The sequence below is a fragment of the Brevibacillus aydinogluensis genome (assembly GCF_961514395.1).
In the GTDB taxonomy this organism is placed as follows: domain Bacteria; phylum Bacillota; class Bacilli; order Brevibacillales; family Brevibacillaceae; genus Brevibacillus; species Brevibacillus aydinogluensis.
The window spans coordinates 479,136-492,500 of the sequence record NZ_OY569118.1 but is presented as its reverse complement, the minus strand read 5'-3'; the positions used below and the strand labels follow the sequence as shown (position 1 = coordinate 492,500).

The 13,365-nt window shown below is 60.2% G+C and carries 14 protein-coding genes (1 of these 14 cut by a window edge); all 14 read right to left on the bottom strand.

Annotation, left to right across the window (positions count from 1 at the left end):
- Positions 1-636 carry the beginning of a TRAP transporter permease gene (locus Q7F15_RS02410; protein ID WP_230077449.1) on the bottom strand. It extends 1,332 nt beyond the left edge of the window, so only the first 636 of its 1,968 coding nucleotides appear in the window; its start codon is at positions 634-636; its stop codon lies beyond the left edge, outside the window.
- Positions 637-1,140: a DUF1850 domain-containing protein gene (locus Q7F15_RS02405; protein ID WP_171567307.1), complete on the bottom strand. Its 504-nt coding sequence runs from the start codon at positions 1,138-1,140 to the stop codon at positions 637-639.
- Positions 1,141-1,191: 51 nt separating this feature from the next.
- On the bottom strand, positions 1,192-2,190 hold the full coding sequence (locus tag Q7F15_RS02400) for a TAXI family TRAP transporter solute-binding subunit (RefSeq protein ID WP_438286231.1): 999 nt from the start codon (positions 2,188-2,190) through the stop codon (positions 1,192-1,194).
- A gap of 195 nt (positions 2,191-2,385) precedes the next feature.
- Complete coding sequence (locus Q7F15_RS02395) at positions 2,386-3,762, bottom strand: sigma-54-dependent transcriptional regulator (protein ID WP_171567306.1); 1,377 nt, start codon at positions 3,760-3,762, stop codon at positions 2,386-2,388.
- On the bottom strand, positions 3,737-5,677 hold the full coding sequence (locus tag Q7F15_RS02390; RefSeq protein WP_304415046.1) for a transporter substrate-binding domain-containing protein: 1,941 nt from the start codon (positions 5,675-5,677) through the stop codon (positions 3,737-3,739). Before Q7F15_RS02390 ends, Q7F15_RS02395 begins: the two co-directional genes overlap by 26 nt.
- Before the next feature lie 140 nt (positions 5,678-5,817).
- Positions 5,818-6,159: a GNAT family N-acetyltransferase gene (locus Q7F15_RS02385; RefSeq protein ID WP_304415045.1), complete on the bottom strand. Its 342-nt coding sequence runs from the start codon at positions 6,157-6,159 to the stop codon at positions 5,818-5,820.
- A gap of 510 nt (positions 6,160-6,669) precedes the next feature.
- Entirely contained in the window at positions 6,670-7,335 is a 666-nt protein-coding gene (hisIE, locus tag Q7F15_RS02380) for a bifunctional phosphoribosyl-AMP cyclohydrolase/phosphoribosyl-ATP diphosphatase HisIE (protein ID WP_304415044.1), read from the bottom strand.
- Positions 7,332-8,090 carry an imidazole glycerol phosphate synthase subunit HisF gene (hisF, locus tag Q7F15_RS02375; protein WP_171567302.1) on the bottom strand — a complete coding sequence of 253 codons (759 nt, stop codon included), beginning with the start codon at positions 8,088-8,090 and terminating at the stop codon, positions 7,332-7,334. Before hisF ends, hisIE begins: the two co-directional genes overlap by 4 nt.
- A gap of 1 nt (position 8,091) precedes the next feature.
- Positions 8,092-8,829 (bottom strand): 1-(5-phosphoribosyl)-5-[(5-phosphoribosylamino)methylideneamino]imidazole-4-carboxamide isomerase, encoded by a 738-nt coding sequence (gene hisA, locus Q7F15_RS02370; protein ID WP_304415043.1) that lies wholly within the window; start codon positions 8,827-8,829, stop codon positions 8,092-8,094.
- Entirely contained in the window at positions 8,826-9,443 is a 618-nt protein-coding gene (gene hisH / locus Q7F15_RS02365; RefSeq protein ID WP_171567300.1) for an imidazole glycerol phosphate synthase subunit HisH, read from the bottom strand. Before hisH ends, hisA begins: the two co-directional genes overlap by 4 nt.
- Positions 9,444-9,445: 2 nt before the next feature.
- Positions 9,446-10,042 carry an imidazoleglycerol-phosphate dehydratase HisB gene (gene hisB, locus Q7F15_RS02360; RefSeq protein WP_171567299.1) on the bottom strand — a complete coding sequence of 199 codons (597 nt, stop codon included), beginning with the start codon at positions 10,040-10,042 and terminating at the stop codon, positions 9,446-9,448.
- The gene (gene hisD, locus Q7F15_RS02355) at positions 10,039-11,337 is read right to left on the bottom strand and encodes a histidinol dehydrogenase (RefSeq protein ID WP_304415513.1); all 1,299 of its coding nucleotides are present in this window, start codon (positions 11,335-11,337) and stop codon (positions 10,039-10,041) included. Before hisD ends, hisB begins: the two co-directional genes overlap by 4 nt.
- A 39-nt stretch (positions 11,338-11,376) precedes the next feature.
- The gene (gene hisG, locus Q7F15_RS02350; protein WP_171567298.1) at positions 11,377-12,018 is read right to left on the bottom strand and encodes an ATP phosphoribosyltransferase; all 642 of its coding nucleotides are present in this window, start codon (positions 12,016-12,018) and stop codon (positions 11,377-11,379) included.
- A 3-nt stretch (positions 12,019-12,021) separates the two neighbouring features.
- Positions 12,022-13,197 (bottom strand): ATP phosphoribosyltransferase regulatory subunit, encoded by a 1,176-nt coding sequence (locus Q7F15_RS02345; RefSeq protein ID WP_171567297.1) that lies wholly within the window; start codon positions 13,195-13,197, stop codon positions 12,022-12,024.
- Positions 13,198-13,365: the final 168 nt, after the last annotated feature.

The following is a 13,365-nucleotide window of genomic DNA, read 5'->3' as shown; positions in this document are numbered from 1 at the left end:
CAAAATGATAAACGACGCGGATACCGAGATGGCGTCGCCAAAAATCCCTTCCGTCGTCACGTACATGTAGTTGAAAATATCGCTCAGCGTATACCCCCGGTGACCAAATTCGCCCGGCAGGTACGGACCAAGATAGGCGTACGCGACAAAAATGGCGGCCATCGCCGTCAGCTCCCAACCGGCCACGCGGCGGGACGCTTCCAGCACCAACAGACAAGTGATCGTGGCAAAGGTCACGTCAAGCGCAGATGGAATCCCTCCGCGGTTGACGATGTCCAGGTAATAGATAAAAATATAGCCGGCCGTGCCCAGCGACACTACGGCAAACACCGCATCCAGCAGCGACAGATGTTTGCGGGACGCCTTTTTTCGGCCTGGATACAACAAAAAAATAAGGCATAACACAATGGCCACATGCAGCGACCGATGCTTCAAGGTCACAAACGGAATCGCGTACGCGGCGTACAAGTGATACAGGGCAAAAGCGATCGCCACGCCGGAGACCAGGAGACGCAGCCACTTTTTCTCAAACACGCGGTAGCGTGCTTCCATGTCGTACTCCTCCAGGACAGCCTGGGCCTTGCTCTCGTTCAAGCGGATTTCCTCCTGGCTGGGCATGTTTGCCTGCGTGCTCACCTACACGTCACTTCCTTTCTGCTTCAAGCTGTATAAATACCGGTACCACCACGGAAACCACCTGACGGACAGTTCCAACGACGTACCCAGCGGCAATACGTCCGCCAAGTTCCACTGTTGGCCTCCTGCAGTCAGCTTGTAATCTTTCCGTGAGATGACATACAGGACACGATCCCGCTGTTCGTGCAAACCGGATACCGTGATCCATCCGTCGCGGACTGCGACAACCGCGTCGGCAAACGCGGCCGGAACGCCCGCTCCAAACGATTGAAACGAGGTTTCGGCCAGCTCCATGCCGCGCAGACCATGGACACGGTACGTTTCCCGCCACGGGGTCAGCTCCACCGAATGAACCCATTCGATTTCAAAGCGGTCGTCCATCCCGAGCGGTACCGCTCCGATGATGTCCTGCCGATGAAAGTCCTTCAGCAGCAAAAAGGGGTGGGGCCCTGTCAGGACGAGCCCCACAACGAGGAGGAACACGCGCATCGCCCATCTCTTCATGCCGTCATCCCTCCCTGCTCCCTGGCGAATCGGTTCACAACATTATCGGGATTAGTTGAGTGCGCCAATCTCCTTGAAGTATTTTTCGGCCCCCGGATGGAGCGGCACCACCAGATTGCTGCCCGCTTCCTTCGGTTCGATCTCCTTGGCCGCACTGTGGGCGCCCTTCAGCGTGTCGAGGTTTTCAAAGAACGTCTTGGTCAGCTTGTACACCTGATCGTCAGACAAGTCGCTGCGCACCAGCATCAGGTTGCGAATTGCAGCGGTCGGCACCGGCTGGTCGTTCTTGTACAGGCCCGCCGGAATTTCCGCCGACACGAAGAACGGGAACTGCTGCGCCATTTTCTCCACGTCTTCCTTGTTGATCGGCACGATCTCCACGTCCTTGGTGGTCATCAGGTCGATCACCGTGGAGTTCGGCAGCCCGGATGTAACGAAGGCGGCATCAATCGTGTTGTTCTTCAACTGCTCGACCGCCTCGGCGTACGAGAGGTAGTCCGCCTTGATGTCGTTGTAAGTGAGGCCGTGCCCGGCCAGCACCATCCGCGCGTTTACCTCCACCCCGGAGTTGGGAGCACCCACGCCGACGCGCTTGCCTTTCAGGTCAGCCACGGATTTGATGTTGCGGTCTTTCAGCGTGACGATCTGCACGTAGTTGAGATACAGGCCGGCCATGGCCTTCAGGTCCTTGATGGCGCCGGCATCCTTGAAGTTTTCCTGGCCATTGTAGGCAAACGATGCTACGTCTGACATGACAAACGCCATGTCCGCTTTTTTGGTCTTCAACAGGTTGATGTTTTCCACGGATGCGCCGGTGGATTGGACAGAGGCGTTGTAGCCCAGCTTGTCCTTGTAAATCTTGGCCATCGCACCGCCGAGCGTATAGTACGGACCGGAGCTTCCGCCGGTGGCGATGGTCAAAAACTTCTGCTCGGAACCGCCGCCGGATGCATTGTCTCCTCCCGGCGCAGGCGAAGATGGGCTGCTGCAGGCCGCCACGGAGAGCACCAGCAGCGTGGAAGACAAAATGTTCAGCATTTTTTTCAACACGAATATTCCCCCTTACGCGTTTTGCAACCGTTTACAATTTCTTTTAAAAAGCAAATGGCGTGCCAACCGACACTCATGCCGAAACACGGCGAAATTTTGCCGTTTTCCTGCCGCCGCCTATAAAAAACCGGCAAAAAAATCCCGTCCATGCGGAATTTTTTGCCGGTTCGCCAAATTTTCCGGTTTTCTGATAAATTACGAGGTTGCCTCCGATTCCAGGTACTGTTTCAGTTTTTGCCGCAGCCCCCGCTCGCTGATGCCCAACTGATCCGCCGTCTTTTTCCGGTGGCCGCCGTTTTGCTCCAGGGTGTATAAAATGATCCGCCGCTCCGCCTCCTCCAGAGACATGCCGGCCGGGATCAGGACGCCCTCTTGTCCGGCAGGGACCGTCCGGCTGCCTGATGGCCGCTCACTGACAGAAAACGGCAGGTCTTCTGTCGTGATGATCTCCCCCTGCGAAAGGGCGACCGCGTACTCGACGATGTTGGCCAGTTCCCGCACATTGCCCGGATACGAATAGGCGTACAACCGTTTGAGCGCCTCCGGGCTGCACACTTTTTTCCCCTTGCCCAAATGGACGGCGTACAGGTCGAGAAAGTGCTCGATCAAAAGCGGGATGTCCTCGCGCCGCTCCCGCAGCGCCGGAGTGCGGATGGGAATGACGTTGAGACGGTAAAACAGGTCTTCGCGAAACGCTCCCCGGGCCACTTCCTCCTCCAGATTGCGGTTGGTGGCGGCGATAATGCGAATGTCCACCTCTTTTGCCTCGAAACCGCCGAGCGGCGTCACCGTTCGCTCCTGAATGACGCGCAGCAGCTTGGCCTGCAGGGCAAGCGGCATTTCCCCGATCTCGTCGAGAAACACCGTGCCGCCGTGTGAGCGCTCAAACAATCCGGCTTTGCGCTGAAACGCTCCGGTAAAGGCTCCCTTCTCGTAGCCGAACAGCTCGCTTTCCAGGAGCTGCTCCGGAATGGCGGCGCAGTTGACCACCGAAAACGGCGCGTGGCTGCGTATGCCCTGGAAGTGGATGGCCCGGGCCACCAGTTCCTTGCCCGTTCCGCTTTCACCGGTGATCAGGATGCTGGAGGTGATATCCTTCACTTTTTCGATCAACTGGTAGAGCTTCAGCATCGGCTGGCTTTTGCCGATGATCCCGGCATACGACTGCTGCTGTTTGACCGCTTCGCTCAGCACCTTTACCTGTCGGTGTAGATGTTGATATTCCAGCGCCTTGTTCAACAGCAGCCTGACCTCGTCCAGGTGCAGCGGCTTGGTCAGGTAGTGGTAGGCACCAGCCTTCATGGCGGCGACGGAAGATTCGATCGTGCCGTACGCCGTCATTATGATCACGGTTACATCCGGTTTGACGCTTTTCAGCTTGGCGAGCAAATCCAAACCGGACGTGTGCCCCAGGTTCAAATCCAGCAGGACGCAGTCGATCGCTTCCTGCCGGACGACGGCCAGCGCGCTCGGCTCGTCTCCGGCTGTCCAGACCGTGTAGTCGTCTTCCAGCGCAAACGACAGCGAGGCGCAGATGGCCGGTTCATCATCCACGATGAGCAAGTTGGGCATGGCTCTCCTCCTTTTCCTGTCGTTCAAACCACAGCGTAAACGTGGTTCCCTTTCCCTTCGCACTGCTTGCCTCGATCCGGCCGCCGTGCTCCTGCATAAGCCTGTCGCTCAGGTAGAGCCCCAGGCCGATTCCCTGGGCTTTGGTCGTATAAAACGGCTGGAACAGGCGGGACAGCTCCTCCGTGTCCATTCCTTCCCCGGTGTCGCCCACTGCCAGTTCCACGCCGCCCGCCCTGCTGTCAGCGCGGATGGTCAAGTGCTTGCGGGGACTGGATGCCATCGCTTCCAGCGCATTCATCACCAGGTTGATCAGCACCTGCTTCACGCGAGCCCGGTCGGCCCGGATCACCAGTTCGCCAGGCACGTCCACGACCACCTCCACCTGCTCGCGCTCCAACCGTCTGGCAAACAGGCCCAGTACGGAGCCGACCAACTCCCGCAGATCGACGTTTTGCATTTGCAGCGGTTTGGCACGGGAGTAGTCCAGCAGGTCCTCCAAAATGCGGTTCATCCGCTCCATTTCTTCCGGCACGTACCGCAGCAGTTCCGCCCGGAAGCGCTCGTCGTCCAGCTTTTTGGGAAGCAGCTCGACAAATGTCTTGATCGCGGTCAGCGGATTGCGCAGTTCGTGGGCGATGCCTGCCACCAACTGGCCGAGCGCCCGCATCTTTTCCTGCGCGACCAGTTGGGCCTGCAGCCGCTTCTGCTCCGTTCGGTCCTGCAAGCTGACGATCCAGCCCACGTGCTCATGGGAGGCGTTGACAAACGGCGCCATGTAGTAGTGAAAGACGCGGATGGAGCCGGGCTCCCACTGAAACTCCCCTTCGTACTGACGAGGGGGTAACTGCTCCAGCGGCGCCTCCAACGGCAATTGCGGTAAGAGGGAGGAGATGTGGCGGCCCAACACGCTGTCGGACAGGGACAGCATCCCGCGGGCCACCTGATTGACCAGCGTCACGTGGCCGCTCACGTCCAGCGAGAGGATGGCGCTCTCCGTGTTGTCCAGCACCTTGCGTTGAAACGCCAGCAAGTCGGCCAGTGCAGCCGTCTGCCGCCGCACTTCCTGCTGCAGCCGTTTGTTCCAGGTAAAAATGGTCACCAGCGTCACAACCACGATCGCCATCGCGATCACCAGGGCGATGACCAGTTTTCGCCACCAGTCGGTGACATGCAACGAATACGGTTCGAAGTACTGGCTGTACAACCGCGTATAGGTGCCGTCCCGATACAGCTGGTTCAGTCCTTTGTTCAGCTTGTCCAGCAGCGCGTAGTTGCCCTCCCGCACGGCGAAGGCGTAGTCGGTCGGGTTGATCAGACCGGAACGCATCTCAAAGTCGTCGCTTCTGCCCGCCTTGTCGAGAAAGTAGGCGGCGGTCCAGCGGTTTCCGATAAACGCGTCGGCTCTCCCCCGCATCAGATTGTCCAGGGCGTCCCGCTGGTTGAAGGAGACGAGCAGCTTCACTCTGCGGATGTCCTGCACCAGATCCATGCCGGTATTCCCCCGCTGCACCGCCACCACCTTGTCCTTCAAGTGGTTCAGGGTGTAGATCTCGTTGTCGTCCTTTGGAACCAGCAGCACCTCCGACATGGTGAAAAACGATTCGCTGAAGTCGACGACCTGATCGTACCGGCTGGTGTATTTCATCCCCAGCAGGACATCCGCTTTGCCGTGCAGCAGGTAGGAGACAGCATCCTCCCACTCCAGCGGCACGAACTCCAGCTCAAAGCCGTTTTGCTCGGCGATGGCCTGGATCAACTCGATGTTAAATCCGGAGACGTCGCCGTGTTCGTCCGTGTAGGAAAACGGAGGCAGCTCCTTGTCAAAGACGACCCTCAGCACGTCTCCGGCTGACGCATTCGCGGGGTACAGCCAGAGCACAGCCAGCAGGGCGATGGCCCACCATCGTCGGTTCACAGTGCTGTCCTCCTTCCGTCGCGTCGTCGTTTCCACGGCCGCCAATCGAAAAAGGCCCCTGCCTGGCAGAAGCCCCCATCGCAGCGGCGTGTTCTCCTGTAGGTGTCCTTCGTGCAGGTGCTTGATCGGTCCGTTGTTTGTCATCTCATCCGCCAAGTCCGACGCCTGTCCGATCTATCGATCCTGTCGTTCGTTTCCGTGGATCTGTCCGGCCGTTTGCGTTTGCCGAAAAAAATGCCGATATGCACGCCGTCCAGAGTGTAGACAGAAAATACGCACCCGCGCAAATTATCAGACGGAAGTGTGCTGCGCACGGCCTCTGCATACATCGCCCGCAGCGATTCCAGCAGCAGGTTGCTGTACTCGACCGCCTCCGATCCGGCCGCCCACTTGGCCACTTCCTCGTCGTTTCGCCATTCAAACTGCCGCACCAGGTCCGCTTCCGTGACCGGCCGCAGTTCCACTCGCTCTCCTTTGATCAATTGGCCCCCCGCCTTTTGAAAAGATGTTTTGCGAAAGCGTTTGCAAATCCATTTGCGATATTTCCGATATGCTGCATGATCACCACACCTTTCCATTCGGAGGATGTTTTCATTCTAGCAAAAAACCACTCCCCGGCAAAGGGAGTGGTCGGCGTGTAGACAAAGTCCGCGGCCATGGGAGATCGGGCCCGCTCGCTCGCTTGACGCCCAGCACAGAAGCGGATGAAGTCCGCTCCAAAACGAGACGCGGGCAGGGGACAAACATCTGGGTATTTCAAGGAAGTGAGACTTGTGTCCCCTGTTGAGTCCCGCGTCTTCGTTTTTCCGCTGAGCAGGTCGTCAAAGGAGCGCGCTTGGCCCATCCCGCCATGCGATGCAGATTGTCTTTTCGCTTCGGTTGATGAATGGGCAGGCCTTTCGGCCTGGGAATCATTTTTTGTGGACGCTTACTCAATGAACCGTTTGTCTTCAGTCTGACCACTCCCCGGCAAAGGGAGTGGTGATGTGGCGTCAACGTCTTCTTCGCAGTTCGGCCAGCACGTCGTCCAGCGGCAGCTTTTGCTCCCGCAAGAGAACCAGCAGATGGTAGATCAGGTCGGCCGCCTCGTAGCGCAGTTCGTCGTGGCTGTGGTTCTTGGCGGCGATGATCACTTCCGCCGCTTCCTCGCCCACTTTTTTCAAAATCTTGTCGACGCCCTTTTCAAACAGATAGGTGGTGTACGCCCCTTCCGGCCGTTCCGCCTCGCGGGAGGCAATCAGCTGCTCCAGTTCGTTCAGGATGGCAAACCGGTCAGGGACAGTCGTCTGATCTGCCCCCTCCGCCGCTTCCCCTCCGGACGCAATCGTTTGGCCAAAGCAGGTGTACGAACCGGTGTGGCAGGCGGGGCCGTTGGGTATGACCTGCACGACCAGGGCGTCTCCGTCACAGTCGTACCGCATGGACATAATCCGCTGGGTGTGGCCGGACGTAGCTCCTTTGTGCCACAGCTCTTGCCGCGAACGGCTCCAGAACCACGTCTCTCCTGTCTGAAGCGACTTTGCCAGCGACTCTTTGTTCATGTAGGCGAGCGTCAGCACCTCTTTGCTCACGGCGTCCTGCACGATGGCGGGAATCAGCCCGTTTTCATCAAAGCGCAGCTGCCCAAGCAGTTGCTCAAAGGAAACGGTTTGGGTCATGGCCGCACGACAACTCCTTTCGCAAGCAGGTACTCTTTGACCGCCTGAATCGATGTCTCTTCGTAGTGGAAGATGGACGCGGCCAGGGCGGCGTCTGCCTTGCCCTCCGTCAGCACGTCGTAGAAATGCTCCCGCGCGCCCGCGCCGCCGGACGCGATCACCGGAATGCCGACCGCCTCCGAGACCAGCCGTGTCAGCTGCACGCCAAAGCCTTTCTTTTCACCGTCGTCGTCCATGCTGGTGAGCAGGATCTCGCCGGCACCGAGCGCTTCCGCCTCCCGCGCCCATTCGATCACGTCCCGGCCCGCAGCGTTGCGTCCGCCGTGGGTGTACACTTCCCAGCGATCAGGGCCGACACGCCGGGCGTCGATGGCGACCACGATGCACTGCGAGCCGAACACGGTCGCCCCTTCGCGGATCAGCTCCGGCCGCAGCACGGCTGCTGTGTTGAGCGAGATTTTGTCGGCTCCGGCGCGCAGGATGCGCTTCATGTCCTCCACGCTGTTGATCCCGCCGCCGACGGTAAAGGGAATCGTGATGTTGGCAGCCGTCCGTTCGATCACGTCCACCATCGTCTTGCGCCCTTCATGAGAAGCGGAGATGTCGAGAAAAACCAGCTCGTCCGCCCCTTCTTCGCTGTACTTTTTCGCCAGCTCCACCGGGTCCCCGGCGTCCCGCAGACCGACGAACTGCACGCCTTTGACGACGCGGCCGTCTTTTACGTCCAGGCAGGGAATGATGCGTTTGGCCAGCATGCTACTCACGCTCCTCCATCCGGGATACCGCTTCCGCCAAGGTGAACGCGCCCGTGTAGAGGGCTTTGCCGACGATCGCCCCAGAGACGCCGTCCGCCGCGCAGGCTGCGAGCGTCAGCAGATCGTCGAGCGCGCTTACGCCGCCCGAAGCGATGACCGATTTGCCGGTGGCTTTCGCCAGCCCGGCGATCTCCTCCACGTTGGGTCCAGTCAGCGTGCCGTCCCGGGCGATGTCCGTGTAGATGAACGTCTCCGCTCCGTACGAGACGAGCCGCTTTGCCAGTTCCACCGCAGACACGTCCGTCGTGGTCAGCCAGCCGCGGGTGGCTACCATGCCGTTGCGGCAGTCCAGTCCGATCGCCACGCTGCTTTGGTACCGACTCAAAATCCGCTGTGTAAACGGCTCGTCCTCAATGGCCGCCGTGCCGAGAATCACGCGTGCGACCCCCGCCTCAAGATAGTCGGCAATCTGCTCTTCCGTGCGGATGCCGCCGCCCACCTGCACCGGTACCGGCACGGCGCGTGCGATCTCCTTGATCAGTTCGCCGTTGACCGGCTGCCCCGCCTTGGCCCCGTCCAGGTCGACCAGGTGCAGCCAGGACGCTCCCTGAGACACCCACTGGCGGGCCATCTCCAGCGGCGAATCAGCGTACACCGTCTCCTGCGCGTAATCGCCCTGGAACAGCCGTACGCATTTGCCGCCGCGAATATCAATCGCCGGGTAGATTGTAAATGTCATGCTTTTCCCCCCTCGCACTGTCCGGCAAAGTTGCGCAGCAGCCGCATGCCGGTGTCGCCGCTCTTTTCCGGATGAAACTGCATGCCGAACACGTTGTCCCGCCCGACAATGGCGGTGACGTCCTGATGGTAGTCGCTGGTCGCCAACAGCACAGCCGGATCGCTCACCCGCACGTGGTAGGAGTGCACGAAGTAGACGTAATCCCCGCTGTTCACGCCTTCCAGGAGGGGATGCTCCTGCTTTACCTGCAGCTGGTTCCAGCCCATGTGCGGCACCTTGTAGTCGCCGCGAAAACGGACGGCCTCCCCGCCCAACAGAGAGAGACCGGCGTGCGTGCCGTGCTCTTCGCTTTTTTCAAACAACAGCTGCATGCCAAGGCAGATGCCGAGAACCGGCCGACCGGACGCCGCGTACGTGCGAATGCCCTCCTCCAGTCCAAGCCGGCGGATGTTGGTCATCGCGTCGCCAAACGCTCCCACCCCCGGCAGGATTACGCCGGCAAAGTCGTTCAGCCGCTCCGGGCGGGAGACAAACTCATAGGCGTACCCAAGCCGTTCCAGCGCTTTGCTCAAGCTGTACAAATTGCCCATGCCGTAGTCGATAATGCCGATCATCGTCACAAAACCCCTTTGGTGGACGGTACGCCTTTGACGCGCGGATCGATCGTCGTCGCTTCGTCCAGGGCGCGGCCGAGCGCTTTGAAAATGGCTTCAATCATGTGGTGCGTATTGTGGCCGTAGTGCAAAATGACGTGCAGGTTGATGCGCGCCTCCAGGGCGAACTTCCAGAGAAACTCGTGCACCAGCTCGGTGGGAAACTGCCCGACCACAGGCGACGGGTACGCCGCCCGGTACTCCAGGTGCGGCCGGTTGCTGATGTCGATGACCACCTGCGCCAGCGCGTCATCCATCGGCACGAAGGCGTTGCCGTAGCGCTTGATGCCCTTTTTGTCGCCCAACGCTTCGCGCAGCGCCTGGCCGAGGCAGATGCCGATGTCTTCGACGGTGTGGTGGTAGTCGATCTCGATGTCACCTTTTGCCTTCACGGTCAGATCAAAGTGACCGTGGCGGGTAAACAGGTCCAGCATGTGGTCGAGAAACGGCACGCCGGAATCCTGTCTGCTTTCTCCCGTGCCGTCAACGGCAAAGGAAAGGGCGATGTCCGTTTCGTTGGTCGTGCGCGCGATCTGCGCCGCCCGTCTGTTTTCACTCATGATTGGTCACGCTCCTGCTTTTCTTTGGTAAAGTCGTTGAGCCGCTCCAGAATGGCCCGTGCGTGAGCGGCCAGCCCTTCCTGTTCCGCGAGGGTGACGATTTTATGGCCGTGCTCGCGCAGGTCCCGTTTGCTGTAGGACACCACGCTCGATTTTTTCACAAAGTCGTCCACCGACAGCGGTGAGGAGAAACGGGCCGTGCCGTTGGTGGGGATGACGTGGTTGGTGCCGGCAAAATAGTCCCCGACCGGCTCCGAGCTGTACGGTCCGAGGAAAATAGCCCCGGCGTTTTCCACCTTGCCCAACTGGTCAAACGGGTTGTCGATCAACATCTCCAGGTGCTCGGGGGCGAGCCGGTTCACCACCGCAAAGCCCTCGTCCAGATCGTTCACCAGCAAAATGGCGCCATAATCGCGCAGCGCCGCTTCGGCGATGTGACGGCGGGGCAGCTCGGCCAGCTGGCGCTCCACTTCCTGCGCCACTGCTTCTGCCAGCGTGCGGGACGGCGTCACCAGCACGGCGGCCGCCATTGGATCGTGCTCTGCCTGGGACAGCAGGTCAGCAGCCACGTAACGCGGGTTGGCCGTCTCGTCAGCCAATACGACGATCTCGCTCGGGCCGGCCACCATGTCGATGCTGACCAGGCCAAACACCTCCCGTTTCGCCAGCGCCACAAAAATGTTTCCCGGCCCGACGATTTTGTCCACCGGCTTGATTTGCGCGGTGCCGTAGGTAAGCGCAGCGATCGCCTGCGCGCCGCCCACCTTGTAGATTTCGTGTACGCCGGCGATACTGGCAGCGACCAGAATCGCCGGATTGATCCGGCCATCCGCTCCCGGCGGAGTGACGATGACCACTTCCGGGACGCCGGCGATCTTGGCGGGAATGGCGTTCATCAGCACGCTGGACGGATAGGCGGCTGTTCCGCCGGGTACGTACAGACCGACGCGCTTCAGCGGCCGGACAATCTGCCCCAGCACGGTGCCGCTTTCCTTGGCGGTAAACCACGACTGGCGCACCTGCCGCTGGTGAAAATCGCGGATGTTGGCCGCCGCTTCCGTCAACGCAGCTTTCACCGCAGGGGCCACCAACGCCTCCGCCTCGGCGAATTCCGCCTCGCTTACCCGAAAGTTCTCCAGCCGGACCTTATCAAACTGCTCCGTATACGCCCGGACAGCCTCGTCTCCCCGCTCCCGTACATCGGCCAAAATGGTCCGCACCGCTTCCAGCTGTTCGCGTGTTCCCGCTTCCACCGATCGTTTCGCGTCGAACTGATTGGCTTGCACAATTCGCATCATTGCCGGTTACCTCTCCTTTCCTGTCGTTGGGGGGCTTTAGCGGGGGATCGCCTCCCAGAATTTTTGCGCGATGTCGTCCACGGCCTCGCTCTTCATCCGGTAGCTGGCCCGGTTGGCGATCAGACGAGTGGTAATGTCGCAGATGTGTTCCAGTTCCACCAGCCCGTTTTCTTTCAGTGTCCGGCCAGTGGAGACGATGTCCACGATCCTGTCCGCCAACCCGATCAGCGGGGCCAGTTCGACGGAACCGTTCAGCTTGATCACCTCGACCTGCTGCCCCTGCTCGCGAAAATAGCGGGAGGCGATACGCGGGTACTTGGTGGCAACGCGGGGCGCCTCCGTCTGTCTCCAGCCGGGCAGGCCGGCCACCACCATGCGGCAGCGGCCAATGCGCAAATTAAGCAGTTCGTACACGTCCCGCTCCTCTTCCAGCAGCACGTCTTTGCCCACCACCCCGACATCGGCCACGCCGTATTCCACGTAGGTGGGCACATCTGTCGGCTTGGCCAGGATAAACTCCAGACTGGTGTTTTCGACCGGGATGATCAGTTTGCGGGAATCCTGCAGTTCCCCCGTCACCTGCAAGCCGGCCTGCTGCAAAAAGTGAACCGCTTCCTCAAAGATCCGCCCTTTCGGCATGGCAATCGTCAATTTTTGCGCATTGTCGGAAAAACTCATCTCCTACTCCCCCTGTTCCGTAAGGCAGATAAACTCGCCGTCGGCCTGCTCCCGGCACAACGCCGCCTCCGCCTGGTCGCGCACCAACCGCGTCACGACGACCCGCCCCTCCTGACGCAGCCGCTGCGCCTCGGCAAGCCCGTCCTTGCGCCGTCCTTCCGTGTAGCAGAGCAGCACAGGCGGCTGTTCCGGCGACGGGGCCAGCGACGTCACCTGCATCAGCCGGTCCATTTTAATGGCAAACCCGGTCGCCGGCGCAGGTCGTCCAAACTGGGCCAGCAGATGGTCGTAGCGGCCGCCTCCCACCAGCGGCGAGCCCAGATCGGCAGCATATCCCTCAAACACGACACCCGTGTAGTAGTCCAGATTGCTGATCAGGTTGAAATCAAGCAGCAGCGCATCGGTCACGCCGTACGCCTCCAACGCCTCCCACAGTGCCGAGATATTCTCGACCGCCCGGCGCGCTTTGCCGTTTGTCGTCAGCTCGCGGGCTTCGTCAATCTTGCCTTTGCCCCCGCGCAGCCGCAGCAGCGCATGCAGGCGGCGACGGTCTTCCGCCGCGATGTCCAATTCGTCGGCCAACTGCCGGAATCCGACAAAATCCCGTTCGTACAGGAACCGGCGGAACTGGTCGCGCACCGTCTCGTCCGGCACCGTCTCCTCCAGCAGTCCCTCGACAAAATCAACATGGCCGATTGCGATCCGGAACGTCTCCACCCCGGCCGCACGCATACAGAACACGGCGAGGGCAATCGCCTCCGCGTCAGCGTCCACGCTCCCGTCTCCGACCAGTTCGATGCCCGTCTGGAAAAACTCCGCGTTGCGGCCCGCTTCCTTTTCCTGGGCGCGAAATACGTTCGTCTGGTAGTACAGGCGAATCGGCAGCGGCACGTCCTTGTACAAGGAAGACACGACGCGGGCAATCGGCGTCGTCATGTCCGGCCGCAGCACGACCGTGTGGCCCTGTTTGTCCAGCAGCCGAAACATCCGATCGGTCAGCGTCGCGCTCGCCATCCCCACTGTGTCGAAATATTCCAGCGACGGGGTGACGATCTCCCGGTATCCCCACCGTTCAATGCACTGCCGCAGCGCCCGCTCCAAATGCCGTTGTCTCGCCAGTGATTCCGGCAGTATGTCCCGCATCCCCAGCGGTTTTTCAAATCCCAACGGCTTTGTCATCGCTCTTCCCTCCACACCGATTTTGCTTTACTCTGCTAATATGGTAGCAAACTAAAGTGTTATGTAGAAGATTATCACGGAACCCCCTGACCGTCAACCGCAACAGGAATTATCAAGCAATTCAGTCATCTTACCCCGCAACGTGCGCATCTTCCGAAAAAAACAGCA

Bases quoted from the DNA above. Each gene is read 5' to 3' on its own strand.
- Q7F15_RS02405 (WP_171567307.1), bottom strand. From the start codon at position 1,140: ATGAAGAGATGGGCGATGCGCGTGTTCCTCCTCGTTGTGGGGCTCGTC.
- Q7F15_RS02395 (WP_171567306.1), bottom strand. From the start codon at position 3,762: ATGCCCAACTTGCTCATCGTGGATGATGAACCGGCCATCTGCGCCTCG.
- hisIE (WP_304415044.1), bottom strand. From the start codon at position 7,335: ATGACCCAAACCGTTTCCTTTGAGCAACTGCTTGGGCAGCTGCGCTTT.
- hisF (WP_171567302.1), bottom strand. From the start codon at position 8,090: ATGCTGGCCAAACGCATCATTCCCTGCCTGGACGTAAAAGACGGCCGC.
- hisA (WP_304415043.1), bottom strand. From the start codon at position 8,829: ATGACATTTACAATCTACCCGGCGATTGATATTCGCGGCGGCAAATGC.
- hisH (WP_171567300.1), bottom strand. From the start codon at position 9,443: ATGATCGGCATTATCGACTACGGCATGGGCAATTTGTACAGCTTGAGC.
- hisB (WP_171567299.1), bottom strand. From the start codon at position 10,042: ATGAGTGAAAACAGACGGGCGGCGCAGATCGCGCGCACGACCAACGAA.
- hisD (WP_304415513.1), bottom strand. From the start codon at position 11,337: ATGCGAATTGTGCAAGCCAATCAGTTCGACGCGAAACGATCGGTGGAA.
- hisG (WP_171567298.1), bottom strand. From the start codon at position 12,018: ATGAGTTTTTCCGACAATGCGCAAAAATTGACGATTGCCATGCCGAAA.
- Q7F15_RS02345 (WP_171567297.1), bottom strand. From the start codon at position 13,197: ATGACAAAGCCGTTGGGATTTGAAAAACCGCTGGGGATGCGGGACATA.